Origin of the sequence: Streptomyces sp. NPDC058291, from assembly GCF_042880855.1 — a bacterium.
Taxonomy (GTDB): Bacteria; Actinomycetota; Actinomycetes; order Streptomycetales; family Streptomycetaceae; genus Streptomyces.
Genome location: NZ_JBHVYK010000067.1, coordinates 8829 through 28215 on the forward strand (window position 1 = coordinate 8829; position 19387 = coordinate 28215).

At 72.9% G+C, this 19387-nt stretch carries 22 protein-coding genes; 9 read left to right on the forward strand and 13 right to left on the reverse strand.

Features of this window, described 5'->3' with window-relative positions:
* The 4 genes from ACFVYK_RS27840 to ACFVYK_RS27855 form a co-directional block, all read right to left on the reverse strand.
* Nucleotides 1-954: electron transfer flavoprotein subunit alpha/FixB family protein (locus ACFVYK_RS27840; protein WP_389778729.1), on the reverse strand; the 954-nt coding region annotated here is incomplete at its 3' end.
* A 48-nt stretch (nt 955-1002) separates the two neighbouring features.
* Entirely contained in the window at nt 1003-1791 is a 789-nt protein-coding gene (locus tag ACFVYK_RS27845; RefSeq protein ID WP_389778731.1) for an electron transfer flavoprotein subunit beta/FixA family protein, read from the reverse strand.
* A gap of 217 nt (nt 1792-2008) precedes the next feature.
* Nucleotides 2009-2518, reverse strand: coding sequence for a flavin reductase family protein (locus ACFVYK_RS27850; RefSeq protein ID WP_389778733.1), 510 nt, complete (start codon nt 2516-2518; stop codon nt 2009-2011).
* A gap of 208 nt (nt 2519-2726) precedes the next feature.
* On the reverse strand, nt 2727-3140 hold the full coding sequence (locus ACFVYK_RS27855) for a TlpA family protein disulfide reductase (RefSeq protein ID WP_389778735.1): 414 nt from the start codon (nt 3138-3140) through the stop codon (nt 2727-2729).
* A 75-nt stretch (nt 3141-3215) separates the two neighbouring features.
* On the opposite strand from ACFVYK_RS27855, the gene ACFVYK_RS27860 reads away from it, so the two are divergent.
* Entirely contained in the window at nt 3216-3632 is a 417-nt protein-coding gene (locus ACFVYK_RS27860; protein WP_389778737.1) for a DUF4395 domain-containing protein, read from the forward strand.
* 187 nt (nt 3633-3819) lie between these two features.
* A complete protein-coding gene (locus ACFVYK_RS27865; protein WP_389778739.1) occupies nt 3820-4548 on the forward strand; it encodes a lysophospholipid acyltransferase family protein in 729 nt (242 codons plus the stop codon).
* A 95-nt stretch (nt 4549-4643) separates the two neighbouring features.
* Here the strand turns inward: ACFVYK_RS27865 and ACFVYK_RS27870 are convergent, their stop codons facing one another.
* From ACFVYK_RS27870 to ACFVYK_RS27885, 4 genes are all read right to left on the reverse strand, one after another.
* Nucleotides 4644-5237 (reverse strand): transglutaminase domain-containing protein, encoded by a 594-nt coding sequence (locus tag ACFVYK_RS27870; protein ID WP_389778741.1) that lies wholly within the window; start codon nt 5235-5237, stop codon nt 4644-4646.
* 90 nt (nt 5238-5327) lie between these two features.
* Nucleotides 5328-6398 (reverse strand): threonine aldolase family protein, encoded by a 1071-nt coding sequence (locus tag ACFVYK_RS27875; RefSeq protein WP_389778743.1) that lies wholly within the window; start codon nt 6396-6398, stop codon nt 5328-5330.
* Nucleotides 6395-7141, reverse strand: a complete 747-nt coding sequence (locus ACFVYK_RS27880; RefSeq protein WP_389778745.1) for an SDR family NAD(P)-dependent oxidoreductase — start codon at nt 7139-7141, stop codon at nt 6395-6397. Before ACFVYK_RS27880 ends, ACFVYK_RS27875 begins: the two co-directional genes overlap by 4 nt.
* A gap of 41 nt (nt 7142-7182) precedes the next feature.
* Nucleotides 7183-8580 (reverse strand): DUF6421 family protein, encoded by a 1398-nt coding sequence (locus ACFVYK_RS27885; RefSeq protein ID WP_389778747.1) that lies wholly within the window; start codon nt 8578-8580, stop codon nt 7183-7185.
* 258 nt (nt 8581-8838) lie between these two features.
* On the opposite strand from ACFVYK_RS27885, the gene ACFVYK_RS27890 reads away from it, so the two are divergent.
* A complete protein-coding gene (locus tag ACFVYK_RS27890; RefSeq protein WP_389778749.1) occupies nt 8839-9522 on the forward strand; it encodes a glycerophosphodiester phosphodiesterase in 684 nt (227 codons plus the stop codon).
* Between the two features lie 3 nt (nt 9523-9525).
* Here ACFVYK_RS27890 and ACFVYK_RS27895 read toward each other — a convergent pair whose 3' ends face one another.
* Nucleotides 9526-10065 carry a GNAT family N-acetyltransferase gene (locus tag ACFVYK_RS27895; RefSeq protein WP_389778751.1) on the reverse strand — a complete coding sequence of 180 codons (540 nt, stop codon included), beginning with the start codon at nt 10063-10065 and terminating at the stop codon, nt 9526-9528.
* Between the two features lie 73 nt (nt 10066-10138).
* Here ACFVYK_RS27895 and ACFVYK_RS27900 point away from each other — a divergent pair, with 73 nt between their 5' ends.
* Both ACFVYK_RS27900 and ACFVYK_RS27905 read left to right on the forward strand, forming a co-directional pair.
* Complete coding sequence (locus ACFVYK_RS27900) at nt 10139-10537, forward strand: VOC family protein (RefSeq protein ID WP_389778753.1); 399 nt, start codon at nt 10139-10141, stop codon at nt 10535-10537.
* Between the two features lie 354 nt (nt 10538-10891).
* On the forward strand, nt 10892-11662 hold the full coding sequence (locus ACFVYK_RS27905; protein WP_389778754.1) for a VOC family protein: 771 nt from the start codon (nt 10892-10894) through the stop codon (nt 11660-11662).
* Nucleotides 11663-11712: 50 nt separating this feature from the next.
* Here the strand turns inward: ACFVYK_RS27905 and ACFVYK_RS27910 are convergent, their stop codons facing one another.
* Both ACFVYK_RS27910 and ACFVYK_RS27915 read right to left on the reverse strand, forming a co-directional pair.
* Nucleotides 11713-12372 carry a MarR family winged helix-turn-helix transcriptional regulator gene (locus ACFVYK_RS27910; protein WP_389778756.1) on the reverse strand — a complete coding sequence of 220 codons (660 nt, stop codon included), beginning with the start codon at nt 12370-12372 and terminating at the stop codon, nt 11713-11715.
* Nucleotides 12369-14069 (reverse strand): FUSC family protein, encoded by a 1701-nt coding sequence (locus tag ACFVYK_RS27915; RefSeq protein WP_389778757.1) that lies wholly within the window; start codon nt 14067-14069, stop codon nt 12369-12371. The genes ACFVYK_RS27910 and ACFVYK_RS27915 overlap by 4 nt, the downstream gene beginning before the upstream one ends.
* A gap of 164 nt (nt 14070-14233) precedes the next feature.
* Here ACFVYK_RS27915 and ACFVYK_RS27920 point away from each other — a divergent pair, with 164 nt between their 5' ends.
* A complete protein-coding gene (locus ACFVYK_RS27920) occupies nt 14234-14776 on the forward strand; it encodes a DUF5134 domain-containing protein (protein WP_389778763.1) in 543 nt (180 codons plus the stop codon).
* A gap of 507 nt (nt 14777-15283) precedes the next feature.
* Nucleotides 15284-15814, forward strand: a complete 531-nt coding sequence (locus ACFVYK_RS27925) for a hypothetical protein (RefSeq protein WP_389778765.1) — start codon at nt 15284-15286, stop codon at nt 15812-15814.
* Here ACFVYK_RS27925 and ACFVYK_RS27930 read toward each other — a convergent pair.
* Nucleotides 15781-16473: a response regulator gene (locus ACFVYK_RS27930; protein WP_389778767.1), complete on the reverse strand. Its 693-nt coding sequence runs from the start codon at nt 16471-16473 to the stop codon at nt 15781-15783. The genes ACFVYK_RS27925 and ACFVYK_RS27930 overlap by 34 nt on opposite strands.
* A complete protein-coding gene (locus ACFVYK_RS27935; protein ID WP_389778769.1) occupies nt 16470-17816 on the reverse strand; it encodes a sensor histidine kinase in 1347 nt (448 codons plus the stop codon). Before ACFVYK_RS27935 ends, ACFVYK_RS27930 begins: the two co-directional genes overlap by 4 nt.
* Before the next feature lie 132 nt (nt 17817-17948).
* Here ACFVYK_RS27935 and ACFVYK_RS27940 point away from each other — a divergent pair, with 132 nt between their 5' ends.
* Both ACFVYK_RS27940 and ACFVYK_RS27945 read left to right on the forward strand, forming a co-directional pair.
* On the forward strand, nt 17949-18515 hold the full coding sequence (locus ACFVYK_RS27940; protein WP_389778771.1) for a class I SAM-dependent methyltransferase: 567 nt from the start codon (nt 17949-17951) through the stop codon (nt 18513-18515).
* A 124-nt stretch (nt 18516-18639) separates the two neighbouring features.
* Nucleotides 18640-19365 carry an HAD family hydrolase gene (locus ACFVYK_RS27945; protein WP_389778773.1) on the forward strand — a complete coding sequence of 242 codons (726 nt, stop codon included), beginning with the start codon at nt 18640-18642 and terminating at the stop codon, nt 19363-19365.
* Nucleotides 19366-19387: the final 22 nt, after the last annotated feature.

Sequence of the window (19387 nt, forward strand, 5' to 3'; positions counted from 1 at the left end):
GCGGGTGTTGATCTCCTCGGTGAGCTGCGGGACGACGTCGAACAGGTCGCCGACGACGCCGTAGTCGACCAGGTCGAAGATCGGGGCCTCGGCGTCCTTGTTGACGGCGACGATCGTCTTCGAGGTCTGCATGCCGGCCCGGTGCTGGATGGCGCCGGAGATGCCGTTGGCGATGTAGAGCTGCGGCGAGACCGACTTGCCGGTCTGGCCGACCTGGTTGGTGTGCGGGTACCAGCCGGCGTCGACGGCGGCACGGGAAGCGCCGACGGCCGCGCCGAGGGAGTCGGCGAGGGCCTCGATGAGCGCGAAGTTCTCGGCGCCGTTGACGCCGCGGCCGCCGGAGACCACGATCGCGGCCTCGGTCAGCTCCGGGCGCCCGCTCGACTCGCGCGGCGTGCGGCCGGTGACCTTGGTGCCGGTCGCCTGGGCCGAGAAGGAGACGCTGAGGGCCTCGACGGCGCCGGCGGCCGGAGCGGCCTCGACCGCGGCCGAGTTCGGCTTGACGGTGATGACCGGCGTGCCCTTGGAGACGCGGGACTTGGTGGTGAAGGACGCGGCGAACACCGACTGGGTGGCCACCGGGCCCTCGGCGCCGGCCTCCAGGTCGACGGCGTCGGTGATGACGCCGGAACCGATGCGCAGCGCCAGGCGCGCGGCGATCTCCTTGCCCTCCGCGGAGGACGGGACGAGGACGGCGGCCGGGGAGACCGACTCGACGGCGGCCTGCAGCGCGTCCACCTTCGGCACGACGAGGTAGTCGGCGTACTCGGAGGCGTCGTGCGTGAGGACCTTGACGGCGCCGTGCTCGGCCAGCGCGGCGGCGGTGTTCTCGGCGCCCGCGCCGAGGGCGACGGCGACCGGCTCGCCGATGCGGCGGGCGAGCGTCAGCAGCTCCAGGGTGGGCTTGCGGACGGAGCCGTCCACGTGGTCGACGTAGACGAGGACTTCAGCCATGGGATTGCTCTCCTGCGAAACGAAGTTGAGGGGCGGTCGGCGTGGGGCCTAGATGAACTTCTGGCCCGCGAGGAACTCGGCGAGCTGCTTGCCGCCCTCGCCCTCGTCCTTGACGATCGTGCCCGCGGTGCGGGCGGGACGCTCGGTCGCGGACTCGACCTTGGTCCAGGCGCCCTCCAGGCCGACCTCCCCGGCCTCCAGGTCCAGGTCCGACAGGTCCCAGGACTCCACCGGCTTCTTCTTGGCGGCCATGATGCCCTTGAAGGACGGGTAACGCGCCTCGCCGGACTGGTCGGTGACCGACACGACGGCCGGCAGGGAGGCCTCGAGCTGCTCGGAGGCGGCGTCGCCGTCGCGGCGGCCCTTGACCGTGCCGTCCTCGACCGAGACCTCGGAGAGCAGGGTGACCTGCGGGACGCCCAGGCGCTCGGCCAGCAGGGCGGGGACGACGCCCATGGTGCCGTCGGTGGAGGCCAGGCCGGAGATGACCAGGTCGTAGCCGGCCTTCTCGATCGCCTTGGCCAGCACCAGCGAGGTGCCGATGACGTCGGTGCCGTGCAGGTCGTCGTCCTCGACGTGGATGGCCTTGTCGGCGCCCATGGACAGAGCCTTGCGGAGCGCGTCCTTGGCGTCCTCGGGGCCCACCGTCAGGACGGTGATCTCCACGTCGTCGTCGGAGTTCTCGGAGATCTGCAGCGCCTGCTCGACCGCGTACTCGTCGAGCTCGGAGAGCAGACCGTCCACGTCGTCCCGGTCGACGGTCAGGTCATCGGCGAAGTGCCGGTCGCCGGTGGCGTCGGGCACGTACTTCACAGTGACAACGATCCTCAAGCTCACGCCGGCTCTCCTACTGCATCGTCAGTTCTGGCTGCCTTCTTCCAGGCAGCATAGGCGTCTCAAGCGGCCGATCCCGGTTGGGGCGGCCCGCGCTCCGACCGAAATATTACTCGCCAGTACACCCAGTTCGTTCCCGCTAAGCAAGCGCTTTGAACTGTGACCTGTGCAACGCAGCGTAATCGGAACGCGTGGACGACGCAGGCCGGCCGCCGCGTGATCAATCCCGCAGAGCCGTGAACCGCCCCTGGTGGTACAGCAGCGGACGGCCCGTGCCCGCGGGGTCGCCCAGGAGAACCTCGGCCAGCACGATGCGATGGTCCCCGGCGGGCACCCGCGCGACGACCCGGCACACCAGCCACGCGAGCACGTCGTCGAGGACGGGGACCCCGTGCGGCCCCTCGTGCCAGACGGTCGGCGCGCCGAAGCGGTCGGCGCCGCTCCGCGCGAAGGTGGCGGCCAGCGCCTGCTGGTGCTCGCCGAGTATGTGGACGCCCACGTGCTCCGCCTGCGAGACCGCGGGCCAGCTGGAGGCGCCGGCGCCGATGCCGAAGGAGAGCATCGGGGGCTCCGCGGAGACGGAGCTGAGGGAGGTGGCGGTGAAGCCGACCGGGCCGGTGTCGCCCGAGGCGGTGATCACGGCGACTCCGGCCGCGTGCCGCCTGAAGACGGAGCGCAGGAGATCGGGAGAGGCGAGCTGGGGGAAGCGGAGGCCGGGCGTGGCCGTCATGGAGTCGTCCTTCTGCGGGAAGTGGCGGATCGGGCCGTGGGCGCTCAACGGACCGGACAGCGCGCGCTCGCGGTACGGAGCAGGTCGACGTGGACCCGTCCGTGCAGAAGGAGTTCCTCAGGCATACCGTCAGGCTGACGACAGCGGGCACGCACAGTCAAGTCCGTCCCCGCGACTGGGACATGCCTCACCGTGCTCCGCCCGCAGGTCACACGGCCTCCCCCAGAGCCGCGATGACGTCGGCCCGGCGGGGCTGGCCGGTCGCCCGCCGCACGACGCGGCCCTCGGCGTCCAGGACCAGGACGGTCGGGGTCTTGAGGATGTCGAGTTCGCGGACGAGGTCCAGACGGGCCTCGGCGTCGATCTCGATGTGGGCGACTCCCGGCACCACGCCGGCCACCTCGCCGAGGATCCGGCGGGTCGCCCGGCAGGGCGCGCAGAAGGCGCTGGAGAACTGTACGAGCGTGGCCCGTTCCCCGAGTGCGCCGCCGAGCCGCTCAGCTTCCAGCCGCCTGCCGTCGTCCCGCCCGCGCACCCGCACCCTCCCGCTCCGCCGCCCGTGCAGCACTCCGTAGACGCTCGCCGCCGCGAGCACCGCCACGCACACCACGAGTCCGGTCATCGGCTGGTGCAGCGTTCACGAGACCGCAAAGATTCCCGGCCCCGCCGATCGTTTCCGTTGCGGAATGCTTGATTCATGGACATCGACGCGAGAGGCCCGCGCTTCGGGGCCGCCGTGACGACCGTGGTGCTCGCGGTCGTCCTCATCACCGGGAACGCCTGGCTGCTGGCCTGGCAGACGCTGGCGTTCGCGCTGGGCGCGGCGGGCGGGGTGGGTCGTTCGCCGTACGGGTGGGTGTTCCGCCGGGCCGTACGGCCGCGGCTCGGGCCGCCGACCGAGTTCGAGGCCCCGCAGCCGCCGCGCTTCGCACAGGCGGTGGGACTGCTGTTCGCGGGCCTCGGCCTGGTCGGTCTCACCCTGGGTCCCGGCCCGCTCGGCCTCGCTGCGACGGGAGCCGCGTTGGCCGCCGCGTTCCTCAACGCCGCTTTCGGGTACTGCCTCGGATGCGAGATGTACCTGCTCGTACGGCGGGTCGCGGTGCACGCGAAGTAAAGGCCACTTAAAAGCCCGAGGTGGATCAAGGGAGTCGACGTGACGAGGATCTCGCCGCCACCAGGCACCAGGGGTGGCTCCCCGGCCGTTCTTCGGGCACGATCTGCGAGATGCCGTAAACCTACGGCTGCGTAACTTTGCCGACGGAGGCATCCCCGGCAAAGAGAAGGAAGGGTTCGCCCCGCTCATGGCAGAGCTTGTCTACCGCCCCGTCGTCGGCCTCGCCCAGACCTTGTTCAGGGCCTGGGACCTCAAGATCGACTGCAAGGGGTCGGAGAACATCCCGCGCTCAGGTGGTGCCGTGCTGGTGAGCAATCACATCAGCTACCTCGACTTCATCTTCGACGGCCTGGCCGCGCTTCCGCAGAAGCGTCTCGTTCGTTTCATGGCGAAGGAGTCCGTGTTCCGCCACCGGATCTCCGGACCTCTGATGCGCGGCATGAAGCACATCCCGGTGGACCGCAACCAGGGCGAGACGGCCTATGCGCACGCGCTGGATTCGCTGCGCTCGGGCGAGATCGTCGGGGTCTTCCCCGAGGCCACCATCTCGCAGTCGTTCACGCTGAAGAGCTTCAAGTCGGGTGCGGCCCGCATGGCCCAGGAGGCGGGCGTCCCGCTGATCCCGGTGGCCCTGTGGGGGACGCAGCGGCTGTGGACCAAGGGCCACCCGCGCAACTTCCGGCGCAGCCACACCCCGATCACCATCCGCGTGGGCGAGGCCATGGAGGCGTCGCGCGACAAGTACGCGGGGGCCATCACCCGGCAGGTGCGCGAGCGCGTCCAGGAGCTGCTGGAGGCCGCCCAGCGCGCCTACCCGGTGCGCCCCAAGGACGCGAACGACACCTGGTGGATGCCGGCCCACCTCGGCGGCACCGCGCCCACGCCGGAGCAGGTGCGCGAGGCCGAGGCCCGCTGACGTCCGCCCCGCGCACGGCAGCACGCCCGGGGCCTGCACCCGGGCGCGGGGCGCTCGGGTCGCCCCGAGGGCGGGTGCGCGGTCACGGCGGGCGCTCACAGCCGCGAGGGCAGCGTCCGCCAGAGGCGGGCACGGTCGGGAGCGGCCTTGAGCGCGGCCAGCACCGCCGGGTGCGGCGCGGCGTGGAGGGCCGGGTAGTCCCGCTCTCCCGCCGCGGGGTCGGGCACGAAGGCCAGGCGTTCGCCGTCCAGGGAGAACCGCGCGTCCACGCCCGGTTTGTTGCCCCGCGGATCCTGGCGGTGCCAGGCTCCGCGGAACCGCACGGCGACCAGTCCGTGCAGGACGTGCCCCTCGCCCGTGTCATGGGTCAACCGCTGGTAGCACAGGGCCGTCGGGATGTCCTCGGCCCGCAGCAGCGCGGCCAGGGCGTGGGCCTTGGCGTGGCAGACGCCCGTCCCCTGCTCCAGCACGTCCGAGGCGCGCCAGGTCACGCGCGGGTCGTCGGCGTCCTGCGAGTGGGACACCGCGTCACGGACGTGGGCGAACGCCAGGCCTGCATAGGCATACGAGTCCGCCGCGTTCTCGGCGAGCCGCGCCGCCGTCCTGCGCACCAGCGGATGGTGGTGGTCGATGACCTCGTCGGCGGCCAGATACGCGGACAGGTCGGGGTTCTCCTGGATCAGCTCCATGAGTGTCGAGCATAGGAAAACGGCCACCCGAGCGTCAATGACTTTTCGGGTGACCGCATACCTATGCAGTCGGCCGGTGGCGGCCGCGGGCTAGCGCGCCATCTCCTCCTTCACGGCCGCCACGAACAGGTCCACGTCGTCCTCGGTCGTGTCGAAGGCGCACATCCAGCGCACGACGCCTGCCGCCTCGTCCCAGAAGTAGAACCGGAACCGCTTCTGCAGGCGCTCGCTCACGTCGTGCGGCAGCCGGGCGAATACGCCGTTGGCCTGCACGGGGTAGAGGATCTCCACACCGTGCACGGCGCGCACGCCCTCCGCGAGACGCTGGGCCATCTCGTTGGCGTGCCGGGCGTTGCGCAGCCACAGGTCCTTGGCGAGCAGCGCCTCCAGCTGCACCGACACGAAGCGCATCTTGGAGGCGAGCTGCATGGACAGCTTGCGCAGGTGCTTCATGTGGCTGACCGCGTCCGGGTCGAGGACGACGACCGCCTCGCCGAACAACGCGCCGTTCTTCGTCCCGCCCAGGGAGAGCACGTCGACGCCCACGGCGTTGGTGAACGTCCGCATCGGGACGTCCAGCGAGGCCGCCGCGTTGGCTATCCGCGAGCCGTCCAGGTGGACCTTCATGCCACGCGCGTGGGCGTGGTCGCAGATCGCGCGGATCTCCTGCGGCGTGTAGAGCGTGCCGAGCTCCGTGCTCTGGGTGATCGAGACGACCTGCGGCATCGCCCGGTGCTCGTCCTCCCATCCCCAGGCCTGCCGGTCGATCAGCTCGGGGGTGAGCTTGCCGTCCGGCGTGGGGACGGTGAGCAGCTTCAGTCCGCCCATGCGCTCGGGCGCGCCGCCCTCGTCCACGTTGATGTGGGCGCTCTCCGCGCAGATCACCGCGCCCCAGCGGTCGGTGACCGCCTGGAGCGCCACCACGTTCGCGCCGGTGCCGTTGAAGACCGGGAAGGCCTCCGCCGTCGGCCCGAAGTGGCTGCGGACGATGCCCTGGAGATTCTCGGTGTAGTCGTCCTCCCCGTACGCCACCTGATGGCCGCCGTTGGCCACGGCCAGGGCCGCCAGCACCTCCGGGTGGACCCCGGCGTAGTTGTCGCTGGCGAAGCCGCGGACCTCGGGATCGTGATGGCGACGGGCGTCGGTCTTCGGAGGGTTCACGGCTGCTCGGTGAGCCACAGACGCTGTCCGTTCACTTCGGTGGCGGGCTTCTCCCAGACCCCGGCGATGGCCTCGGCCAGGTCCTTGACGTCCGTGAAGCCCGCGAACTTCGCGTTGGGGCGGTCGGCGCGCATCGCCTCGTGCACCAGCGCCTTCACCACCAGGATGGCAGCCGCGGAGGTGGGTCCGTCGGCGCCCCCCGCCTTGCGGAAGGCGTCGGCGAGCGCCAGCGTCCACGCCTCGGCGGCGGCCTTGGCGGCGGCGTACGCGGCGTTGCCCGCGCTGGGCTTCGTGGCTCCGGAGGCGCTGATCAGCACGTACCGGCCGCGCTCACTGCGCTGGAGGGCCTCGAAGAAGGCGAGCGAGGTGTGCTGCACGGTCTTGATGAGCAGCAGTTCCAGGAAGTCCCAGTCGTCCAGGCTGGTCTTGATGAACGTCTCGCTGCCCCGCCAGCCGCCGACGAGGTGGACCACGCCGTCGACCCGGCCGAAGTCCTTCTCGACGCGCAGCGCCCACTCACGGGTCGAGTCCAGGTCGAGCAGGTCGACGGGCTCACCGGTGACGGAGGCGCCCCCGGCCCCGTAGCGGGCCGCGTCGACGGCCTCCGCCAGACGCTCCGGGTCGTTGTCCGCGCCGACGACGGTCGCGCCGGCCTCGGCGAGCCTGAGCAGCGCCGCCCGGCCCGCGGGTCCGCCCGCGCCGGCCACCGCGATCACCGCACCGCTGAGAGCCCCGTTCCGCATGTCATTCGCCTCCTGAGCAGTGTTCTCGGTACGCGGCTCGCTCACGCGGCGATCCGCTCGGCGCCGTCCGCCGTGATGCCCTTGGTGGAGGCGATCACATGCTTCAGCTTCTTGGACAGGGCCTCATAGAACATGCTCAGCGGAAACTCGTCCGGAAGCACGTCGTCCACGAGCTTGCGGGGCGGCTGGGTCAGGTCCAGGGCGTCGGGGCCCTTGGCCCACTTGGAGCCCGGGTGCGGCGCGAGGTAGGTGGAGACGAGCTCGTAACCGGCGAACCAGTGGACCAGCTTGGGGCGGTCGATGCCGTCCCGGTAGAGCTGCTCGATGTCGGCGCAGAGCTGGTTGGTGACCCGCGGGGCGCGCTGCCAGTCGATGTGCAGCTTGTTGTCGGTCCAGCGGACGACGTCGTGCTTGTGCAGGTACGCGAAGAGCAGCTGGCCGCCGAGGCCGTCGTAGTTGCGCACCCGCTCGCCGGTGACGGGGAAGCGGAACATGCGGTCGAAGAGGACCGCGTACTGCACGTCACGGGCCTGCGGGACGCCGTCGTCCTGCAGCTTCACGGCCTCCTTGAAGGCGGTGAGGTCGCAGCGCAGCTCCTCCAGGCCGTACATCCAGAACGGCTGGCGCTGCTTGATCATGAACGGGTCGAAGGGCAGGTCCCCGTGGCTGTGGGTGCGGTCGTGGACCATGTCCCACAGCACGAACGCCTCTTCGCAGCGCTTCTGGTCGTGGACCATGGCGGCGATGTCCTCGGGCAGCTCCAGGCCCAGGACGTCGACGGCCGCGTCGGTGACGCGCCGGAAGCGGGCGGCCTCGCGGTCGCAGAAGATGCCGCCCCAGGAGAAACGTTCCGGCGCTTCGCGGACGGCGATGGTCTCCGGGAAGAGGACGGCCGAGTTGGTGTCGTAACCGGCCGTGAAGTCCTCGAAGGTGATGCCGCAGAACAGCGGGTTGTCGTAGCGGGTGCGCTCCAGCTCGGCCAGCCACTGCGGCCAGACCATGCGCAGCACGACCGCCTCCAGGTTGCGGTCCGGGTTGCCGTTCTGGGTGTACATCGGGAAGACGACCAGGTGCTGCAGGCCGTCCGCACGGTTCGCGGCCGGCTGGAAGGCCAGCAGCGAGTCGAGGAAGTCCGGCACCTCGAAGCCGCCGTCGGCCCAGACCCGCAGGTCCTTCGCCAGGGCGCGGTGGTAGTCGGCGTCGTGCGGGAGCATCGGGGAGAGCTCCTCGACGGCCTCGATCACCCGCTGTACCGCCTGCTCGGCCTCCGCGCGCGACGGGGCGCCCTCGGCCGTGAAGTCGATCGATCCGTCCTTCGCCTGCCAGGGCCGGACCCCCTCCACGGCATCCTTGAGCACGCGCCACGCCGGGTGCTCGACCACCCTGGTCGTCGGAGGAACCCGATCCTCCGTAGCTGCCTGCACAAGAATTTCCGTCATGTCCCATCCCTCACTGGAGAACCTCGCGTCAGGACACCGTATGCGTACGAGGTTTCCTCCAGCAAGTGGACCTTCGGGAAATTATCCTGCGTGTTCGCGTGTTCACCGCACTTTTTCCTGTCGGACACGGAAGGGGCGGCGGCTTCCGCGCGGGCAGGGCGGGTAGGAACCCGGAGGACGCACGCGTGTCCCGGCCGGCCCCCCGTCCGTCGCCCGCGTGCCGGTCCGGCCCCGCATCCGACGGAAACGAGTCGCGCCTTGAACTTCCTCACCATCGGTCACCGCGGCGTGATGGGCGTCGAGCCCGAGAACACCCTGCGCTCCTTCGTCGCCGCCGAGCAGGCCGGCCTCGACGTCATCGAACTCGACCTGCACCTGAGCAAGGACGGCGCGCTCGTGGTCATGCACGACCCCGACGTGGACCGCACGACCGGCGGCTCCGGCGCCATCGCCGACCAGACCCTCTCGGAGCTGCGGACCCTGGACGCGGGGTGCGGGGAGCGGGTGCCGGTCTTCGAGGAGGTCCTGGACGCCGTGCGCACGCCGCTGCAGGCCGAGATCAAGGACGTCCGGGCGGCGCGGGCGCTGGCCGCCGTGCTGCACGCCCGGGACCTGGTCGGGCGGGTGGAGGTGTCCTCCTTCCACGACGAGGCCGTCGCGGAGATCGCACGGCTGGTCCCCGGAGTGCGCACCGCGCTCATCGGCAGCCGGTACGGCCTCGACATCGTGGACCGGGCGGTGACCGCCGGCGCCGCCACCCTCTGCCTCAACCTCCGGCGCCTCACCCTGGAGATCGTCGAGGAGGCGCGCGGGCGCGACCTGCGGATCATCGGCTGGGTGGTCAACACCCAGGACCAGCTGCGGCTCGCCCGCGCCCTGGAGCTGGACGGTGTGACCACCGACTGTCCGGACATCCGGCGCACCGGCCGCTTCACCGCCTAGGGATCAGGTCAGTTCCTTCACCAGCAGCTCGAACTGGAGGTCGTCGCGCTGGGGGATGCCGAACCGCTCGTCGCCGTAGGGGAAGGGGGTCATACGTCCCGTGCGGCGGTAGCCGCGGCGCTCGTACCAGGCGATGAGGTCGTCGCGGACGGAGATCACGGTCATGTGCATCTCGGTGACGCCCCAGCTCTCGCGCGCCTCCCGCTCGGCCCGCGCCATGACGGTCTTGCCGAGGCCGGAGCCCTGTGCCGTCGGGCTCACCGCGAACATGCCGAAGTAGGCGTGGTCGCCGCGGTGGTCCAGCTGGCAGCAGGCGACGATGCGGCCGCCCTGCTCGGCCGTGAGCAGCCTGGAGGAGGGCGCCTCGACGACCGCGAGGACGCCGTCCGGATCGGTCCGCTGTCCCTGCAGGATGTCCGCCTCCGTCGTCCACCCGGCCCGGCTGGAGTCACCGCGGTAGGCGGACTCTATGAGCGCGACGAGGTCGTCCACGTCCGCGGCGGTGGCGTCGCGGAAGGTCAGGTCGGTGGCGGCGGTGTCCATGGGGGCGATCTCCGGTCTCTGACATGTCTGGGGCACCGGTGAGCCTAACTCCGCGCCGGTAGGCTCAGGGTGCATGGTGCATGTACTCAGCAGTAGGACCTTGCTCCGGCCCAGCGATCCCGATCGTTCCCGCGTTTTCTACGGGGAGCAGCTCGGGCTGTCCGTCTGCCGCGAGTTCGGCACGGAAGCGGAACGAGGGGTCGTCTACTTCCTCGGCGGCGGCTTCCTGGAGCTGTCGGGCCGCTCGCCGGCGGCGACGCCCCCCGACCCGGCGGTACGGCTGTGGCTGCAGGTGGCGGACGTGACGAGCGCGCACGACGAGCTGCGGGCGAAGGGGGTCGAGATCGTCCGCCCCCCGGTGAAGGAGCCCTGGGGGCTGATCGAGATGTGGATCGCGGATCCGGACGGCACCCCGATCGTGCTGGTGGAGGTCCCCGCGGACCATCCCATCCGGTACCGCCCGGGTATCTGAACCCGTCGGCCGGAGCGCTCCGCCGCGGCCGAGCGTTCTCCCCGCGACCGCCCGCCCGTCCGCGACCGGCCCATGACGCTGCGTCCGGCCCCGGGGCCGACCGGTGCGGGGCCGCCCCGCCTTCGGGGCGAGTCGGGGCGGGCCGGGGCGGCTCTTGGGCCGGGAGTCGGGAGCCAGGGGCAGGGCGTGGAGCGAGGCCGTCCGAAGCGGGGGTCGGGCCTGTCGGGCCCGCACGCACAGCCCGCCCGGCACCGCCTCGCGCCGGAGGTCGCGGGCCGGGCCGGTCAGCGGATGCCGGGGTCCGGGGCGGGGCTTAGCGTGCTGGAAGGGGTCTCCTTCGTCGGAAGGAACGTCATGAAGCTCGACGCGCCCGTACCCGGCGGGCCCTGCTGGATCGAGCTGGGGACCGGTGACCTGCAGGCGGCGAAGCGGTTCTACGCGGAGCTGTTCGGCTGGCGCGCGCAGACGGATCCACGGCAGGACGCGGACGGCTACACGGTCGCGCACCTCGGCCAGGCCGCCGTCGCCGCGCTCGGTCCCCTGTACCAGCAGGACCGGCCGTGCGCCTGGAGCGTGTCGTTCGCGGTGACCGACGCGGACGTCAGCGCACGGCTGGTCACGGAGGCCGGCGGCAAGGTGCCGGTCGGTCCGATGGACGTCTTCGACACCGGCCGTTTCGTCGTCGCCCTGGATCCGGGCGGGGCCTCGTTCCAGTTGTGGCAGGGGCGGACCTTCCCGGGCGCCGGCCTGTTCAACGCGCCCGGCTCGCTCGGCTGGGTCGAGCTGCTGACCCGCGATCCCGAGCGGGCGGAGACGTTCTACACCACGGTGTTCGGCTGGACCGTCGGCTCGTCGGAGAACTACGTGCAGTGGGGCGTCGGGGGCGCCGACTTCGGCGGCATGATCACCATGGACGAGAAGTTCCCGCCGGAGGTGCCGCCGCACTGGCTGCCCTACTTCGCGGTGGCGGACGTGGACGCCTCGACGCGGACGGCCGTCGAGGCGGGCGGCTCCGCGCTCATGGAACCGACCTCCGTGCCGGACGGCCCGCGGATCGCCGTGCTGCGCGACCCGCAGGGCGCGGTGTTCGGCGTGTACCGGGCGGGGCACGAGGACGGGAAGTGACGTCGAGGGACCGCGGCCCGTGGCGCGGCCGATGACGAACGGGCCGGCGCTCAGACCCGCAGCCCCCGCATGTGCCCCTCCAGTCGACTGAGCAACTCGCCGAGCAGATCGGCGAGTTCGCCCTGGCTGCCGTCGTCCAGGGCGGACAGGACCGCGCTCTCGTAGGCGAGCTGCTCGGGCAGGACGCCGTCGACGAGGTCCCGGCCGGCGTCGGTGAGCCGCAGGTGGGCGACCCGGCGGTCGCGGGTGTCGCCGCGGCGTTCCACCAGGCCGCGCTCGGTGAGCTGTTTCACGCGCTTGGTGACGGCGGCGCCGGAGGAGAACGTCTCGCGGGCCAGCTCGCCGGGGGTCAGTTCGTGGCCGGTGCGGCGCAACGCGCCGAGCAGGTCGAACTCGGGACGGCTCAGTCCGACGCGCCGCAGCGGCGCGTCCTCGGCCTGCTGGAGCAGCGCGGCGCAGCGGTTGACCCGGCCGATGATCTCCATGGGGCCGGTGTCGAGGTCGGGCCGGACGGTCTGCCACTGCCGTACGACGGCGGCGACCGTGTCGTTCCTCGCCGGGTCGCCGTCCGCGGCCCGACCGCCGCCTTCGGACCGGCCGCCGGCGGCGATCGGGTCCTCGGCCAGGGGGCGCTCCCCCGGTGCGTCCCCGCCGGCCGAGCCCGCCTGTGCCCCGTTCCCGGCCGCCGCCCGTCCCTGCGTCGCCGTCATCGCCGTACGTCCTCCGCTCTCGCCCACGCGTCCCGGTCCAGGGGCAGCCCCTGGCGCCGTACCGTCGCCGCGAGCGTACGGTGTCCCGACTGCTCGGCCGTCACGACCCGCTCCTGGGGCAGCGCGCGCTGCCACCACTCGCCGGCGGCCGCGTCGGCGGTGGTGCGCAGGTCGACCAGGGCGGCGGTCAGGGCGCGGCGGGCCGCGTCCAGGTCCGCGCCGACGGGTCGTGCCCCGGCCACCAGGCGGGCGGCGTGCTCCCTGGTGCGTTCCACCGCCGTCAGGGCGTGTTCGAGACGGTCGCCGGCCCGGCGGTTGGTGACGGCGATCGCGGCGGCGAAACCGACCACGGCTCCGACGAGGGTGTCCATGAGCCGCTCGGCGATCAGCCGGCCCGGATCCTGGACCTGCGCGAACTCGGTGATGAGCAGGGCCATCGGAGTCACGCAGACGCTGCCGAGCCAGTAGTTGCGGCTGATCAGCGCCTCGGCGCCGAAGTTGAGGGCGAGGCAGACCAGGACGAGGGCCGCCGGGGCGAGGTGGGCGAGCGGGACCAGCGCGGCGAAGGCGAGGACCCCGACGAGGTTGCCGACCACGCGCTGGACCGCGCGGCTCCAGGTGAGGGTCACGTTGGCCTGGTAGAGGGACGCGGCGGTGACCAGCGCCCAGGAGGGGCGGCCGACCCCCAGGGCGAGGGAGACGTATCCGGCGAGGGCGCAGCCCAGGGCCGTGCGGGCCGCGATGGGCGCGAGGGGGCCGAGGAGGCGGCGCAACGGGGTTCGACCGGCGGCGAGTTCGACGTCGACGCCGATGAGTTCGTCGTCGTCGACGAGGTCGTTCGGGCGTGGGACGGGGGCGGTGCCGCGCAGCTCGCGGGCCCAGTCGCGCAGCCGGGCCGGGTCGGTGTCGGCGGGGGCGGCGAGGGCGATCTCGGCCCGTACGACGAGCCGTTCCAGGCCGCGGCGGGTCTCCCCGGCGCGGGCCGACAGGAGGGTCTGCCAGGCGGCGTGCACGGCGGCGGCCGCGGCGGCGCGGGCCCGGCCCGCGTCCGCCCCGTGCGCGTCGACGTGGGCGGCGGCCGCGGTCAGGGCGTGCGCCGCGGCGCGCCGCTCGGGACCGTGGGGGCGCGCGAGCCCGGGCGCCATGCCGATCAGCCAGGCCCAGCCGCCCGCGGCGAGGGCCAGGCCGAGATGGCCGGGGACCTGCCCGAGGGTCTGTGGCACGAACAGCGCGGCGGAGCTGACGAAGGTGAGGACGACGTGGCCGGGCGGCCCGAGCCGGGTGGCGTCGCACAGGGCCTTCTGCGCGGCCGCGAGCAGCGCGCCGACGGTGACCAGGACGACGGGGGACGCGGTGAGCGAGGCGGCCAGCAGGGCGGTGGCCAGGCCGCCGGTCATGCCGAGCACCACCCACGCCAGCACGCGGGCCCGGGTCGGGTAGGGGCGGTTGTGGGCGTAGAGGGCGCACAGGGATCCGGCCATCGTGTACATGGCCAGGTCCAGCCGGCCGAGCGCCAGCAGGATCAGGTTCGGCGGGGCGACCGCGGCGATCACGCTCAGAGCGGGCTTGAACCAGATGTCCGAGGGCCGCCCCAGACGCAGCACGCCGGACAGCGGGAGCCGGAGTCCGGCGGGCCGGAAGGGTCGCGGCCGGGACGGCTTCCGGTGTCGGGGGCGCTGGGGGGTCGTACTGCTCATGGCTGTCAATTTAGCATGTGTTTTACCAGTGAAATACTTTCGTGCTCCGTCGGATGCCCCCCGTGTACACCCTTGCGCCCGCGTGCGCGCGGCACGGCGTGGGCATCGCATCCACGACGGCGAACGCCGAGCGGTCGGCGAACGCACGAGGGGGGGAGGTGCGCGTGCACGAACCGGCTTCGCCCGGCTGGCTGCTGGTCGCGCTGTGCGCGGCGACCGGGGCCTACTGCCTGCTGCGGATGCGCAGCGCGGTGGAGGAACAGCGCAGAGCCGCGGGCGGCGAGGCGCTGATGGGCTTCGGGATGGCCGCGATGGCCGTGCCGCCGGCCGTGTTCACCCCGCCGACGTGGGCGTGGCCCGTCTACGCGACGGTCTTCGGCGCGGCGGCCCTGCGGGCCCTGTGGTCGGCCCGGGCCGGCGCGCATCACCTGCATCATCTGATGGGCGCCGGGGCCATGGTCTACATGGCGGCCGTGATGGCCGCCGAGCCCGCGCACGCACACGCGCACGGCGGCTCCGGAGTTCCGCTGCTGACAGGCACGCTGCTGGCGTACTTCGCCGGCTACGTCCTCCTCGCCGGCGTGCGACTGCTGCCGGCCGCGGGTGCGGGCGGATCCGCCCTCGCCTGGGGCGACCGCCCCGAAGTGGCACGGGCGTGCCGGCTGTCCATGGGCATCGGCATGCTGGCCATGCTGCTGGCGATGTGACTCCCGCGTGCTCGACGCGGCGCTCGTGCGCGAGCAGGGGCACGCTCGGGCGCGACGCCACCGGTTGCCGCGCTGTTCGACGACGTTGGCCACCGTGCCCCCGCGGGCACGGCGTTGGCCACCGGGCTCCCTGGGTGGGGCGTTGGCCACCGGGTACCCCTGGGCAGGGTGTTGGCCACCGGGCTCCCCTAAGTGGGGCGTTGGCCACCGAGCCCTCATGGGCGCGGCGTTGGCCACCGGCGGTCTCGTCGGCGTCGGCGCGCCCGGTCGCGCTGACAAGCGGCAACCGGGCTGCGCGTCCGGGGGCGACGACGGTGGCGCCGGCGATCGCGGCGCACCTGCGGTGGCGACCGTGACGGCGCCGGGGCGGCGGTACGGCCCTGCGGGTCCGCCGGACCTGCGGCGGGCGGGCGGCCACGGTGCCGAGGGCCGGTCGTCGGCTGGGGGGGGCCGGAGGGCGAGCGGTGCCGGGACGGGAGCGGATGTGCCGGCCGTTAGGCTGCGGACGTGGATTACAGCCAACTCGAGGCGGATGTGCTCCGGTTGATCGTCGGAGCCACCGAGAGCCGCGTTCGTGCCTTCGGGGAGCAGACGGTCACCCGCCTGGTGCGGCCGGAGCTGCTGCGCGGTGCGGCCGAGGACGAACTCACCGAAGAGGCCCGGGCGGCACTGACCACCGCCTGCGCGAACGTTCTGGCGCTCAGCGCCGCCGAGCTGCACGACGCGCTCGCGACGATCTACGAGGGCATCTTGGTCGATGACGATCTGGACGCCGGAGTCCGCACCGCCGTCAGCGCGTTGGCGCACTGGAAGAGCTACCTGGAGCAGAACCGGCGCGGCGAGCTCTACGAACTCGCCATCCGTTCCCTCGATGACGTCGACCACCAGGTGTCCGCCGATCTCGACGACTTCCTCGCCACGCCGGAGATGGCCGCCGAGTACGAGCGCATCCGCCGGCTGCTGGACCCCGACGCGTACGGGGCGGGTGGGACGCCCGTCGCCCCTCAGTCCCCGACCCGTACCAGCCCGCTCTCGTAGGCGAAGATCACCGCGTGGACACGGTCCCGGAGACCGAGTTTGGTCAGGATCCGGCCCAGATGGGTCTTGACCGTCGTCTCCCCGACGAAGAGGCGGTCCGCGATCTCCGCGTTGGCCAGTCCGCGGGCGACCAGGGCGAGGACTTCTCGTTCCCGACCGGTGAGAGCCGCCAGGCGGCTGCGCTGGGCGGGGGCGGACGCGGGGGCGTGCAGGACGAAGCGTTCGACCAGACGCCGGGTCAGCGAGGGCGCCACCATGAACTCACCGCGCAGCACCGCACGGACGGTCACCAGGATCTCCTCGGCGGGGGCGTCCTTGACGAGGAAGCCGTTGGCGCCGGCCCGCAGGGCGGCATAGGCGTACTCGTCGAGGTCGAAGGTGGTGACGACGAGGATCCGGGGCGCATGGGGTCGCGCGCAGAGCTGTTCGGTCGCGGCGAGCCCGTCCAGACCGGGCATCCGCACATCCATCAGGACGAGGTCGGGCCGCAGGGCGGCCACGCTCGCGATCGCCGCTTCGCCGTCGGCGGCCTCGCCCACGACGGTGAGATCGGGTTGGCTGTCGACGACCATGCGCAGCCCCATCCGGATCAGTTCCTGGTCGTCGCAGATCAGCACTCGGGACGGCGGCGCGGGGCGAGCCGGGGCCGGGCCGGTCACGGGATCGCCGTGGTGGGCTCGGGCCCCGTGGGGCGCAGGGTGGCGGCGACCCGGTAGCCGCCGTCGGGCGTGGGCCCGGCCTCGACGCTCCCGCCGTACAGAGCGGTGCGCTCGCGCATGCCGGTGAGTCCGCGACCGGACGGGAGCAGCGGGACGGCACGCTCGGCCGCCGCTCCGGCCCCCCTCCCGGCTTTCGTCCCGCCGTCCGTCCTTGCCGGCGCTCCGGCTTCCGCTCCGGGCGAGTTCTCCACCCGGACGCGGACGAGCCGTCCGGGCCCCTGCCTGCCGGTGTCGACCCGTACATGAACCGTGGCGTCCGGCGGCGCGTGTTTGATGACGTTGGTGAGCGCCTCCTGCACGATGCGGTACGCCTGCACGGTGAGATCCGCGGGAAGACCGTCCTGCTCTCCGCGCAGGTCCAGCACAGCGCGCCTGCCGCTCGTGTCGAGGCGTCCGACCAGCCGTCGCAGATCGGCCGAGAGGCGCTCGGCGGTTCCACCGGAGCCGGAACCGGAACCGGAGCCGAAACCGGGGCCGAAACCTGGGCCGCCGGCCGAGCCGTCCGCGTCGGGGGTGCGCAAAACCTCCAGCAGCCGGCGCAGTTCGCCCAGGGCCTCGCGGCCGGTCGCGCTGATGACGCCGAGCGTGCGATCGACGACGGCCGGGTCGACCTGCCGCATGAGCCTGCCGCCCTCGGCGTTCAGCACCATCACGCTCACGCTGTGCGCGAGGACGTCGTGGATCTCGCGGGCGATGCGCGCCCGCTCCTCGGCGACGGCGACGCCGGCCAGGGCGAGGCGTTCGGACTCGGCGAGCGCGACCCGCCGCTCGAACTCGGCGACATAGGCGCGGCGGGCGCGGACGTACTCGCCGAACACCCAGGCCCCGGCCAGCACGAGCCCCACCGCGAGCGGGGTCAGCCAGCCGCCCCGGGCGCCCGGGCCCCCGTAGTCCCGCTGCCACGCGGGGATCCACAGCCCAACGCAGCCGGCGGCACAGACCACCGTCACCGCGGCGGCCCGGCGCAGGCCGCGCACCGTGAGAGTGGCCACGACCGCGGCCAGGGCGACGGCTCCGCGTCCCGGTTCCTGTCCCCAGACCTGCCCGAGGAACTGCGCCCAGAAGGCCGCGGTCACCAGGGCCGCGACGAGCACCGGCCGACGGCGGCGCCAGAGCAGGGGCAGCACCAGAGCGACGTACACGACCGCCTGCGCCCAGACCGGTCGCCAGCCCGGCTGCGGGCGGATCACCGGTGGCACGGCCACCAGCACGACCAGCACGACGTCCGTCAGCCACGGGTGGCCGCGGCGCAGGCGGGGCAGAGTCTCGATCAGCCGATGCACCACCTCACGCTACGGCCGGGGCCCGGCCTCCCACATCGTCCTGACGGGCGTCACGGGGTCCACCCCCGGTCGTACACGCACCGGCCGGGAACACGACGTGCGGCCACGCGGGGCGCTTCCACCATGGCCGCCATGTCGATCACCACCGAGTTCCTCAGACGGCCCCGCATGACGGGCGCCGTGGCGGCCAGCTCCCGCCGGCTGGCGCACGCGATGACCGAAGGCATCGGCCTGGAGCGGGCCCGGACCGTCGTCGAACTCGGCCCGGGCACGGGGGTGTTCACCGACGCCATCCTCGCCCGGCTCGCGCCCGACGCACGACTCGTCGCGATCGAGCTCAACCCGGTGCTCGCGGCACGGCTGTCGGCCACCCGGCGCGACACGCGTTTGACCGTGGTCCACGGTTCGGCCGCCGAGCTGGCCGCCGCCGTGGGCGAGCCGGCCGACGCGGTGGTCTCCGGGCTGCCGTGGACGGTCATGCCGCGGGAACAGCGCGGGCAGATCCTGGACGCCGTCGCCGAAGTCCTCACGCGCGGCGGCCGGTTCACCACTTTCGCCTATCTGCACGCGGCCTGGACTCCGCCCGCCCGCCGCCTCACCGCCGAACTCGCCTGCCGCTTCGACCGGCTGGAACGCTCGGAGCCGGTGTGGGCGAACCTCCCGCCCGCCTTCGTGCACCGAGCCGCCCGGAGGTGCTGACCGCGAGGGCGGGGACCGGCGGCCGGACCTCCTGCCGGGGCCGCTCCCGGCGTCGGGCACATCGGGCTCCCGCTTCCGTGAAGGACGACTGCGCCCGGCGGACACGCTTCCTAGGATCGTTCGCATGAAAAGCGTGCTGTTCGACTTCTCCGGGACCCTCTTCCGCATCGAGTCCACCGAGTCCTGGCTGCGGTCGGTGTTGCGCACGGCCGGCGTCGCGATGCCCGGACCGGAACTGGCCGAGAAGGCGCGGGCCCTGGAGACGGCCGGCGCACTGCCCGGCGGACACCCTCCGGCCAGGGTGCCCGACGAGCTGGCCGAGCTGTGGCGGGTGCGGGACGTGAGCGCGGAGTCGCACCGGGCCGCGTTCACCGGCCTGTGCCGCCAGGTGCCGCTGCCGGACCCCGCTCTGTACGACGCCCTGTACGACCGGCACAGCGAGCCGGCGGCCTGGTCCCCGTATCCCGACGCCCGCGCCGTGCTGAGCGGGCTGCGCGAGCGCGGCCTGCGGGTCGGCGTGGTCAGCAACATCGGCTGGGATCTGCGGCCCGTGTTCCGGGAACACGGGCTCGACGCGTACGTCGACGCCTACACGCTGTCGTACGAGCACGGCGTGCAGAAGCCCGACGCGCGGCTGTTCACGATCGCGTGCGAGGCGCTGGGCGCGGACCCTCGGGAGACCCTGATGGTGGGCGACGACCGGCAAGCCGACGGCGGGGCGGCCGCGCTGGGCTGCGCGGTGCACTTCGTGGACCATCTGCCGGCGGCGCAACGCCCGGACGGGCTGCGGCCGGTGCTGGGGCTGGTGGGTCGGGCCGGCGGGAACACGCCCAGGTCCGGGCGACAGTAGCCTCAGGACACCATTAGGGGAA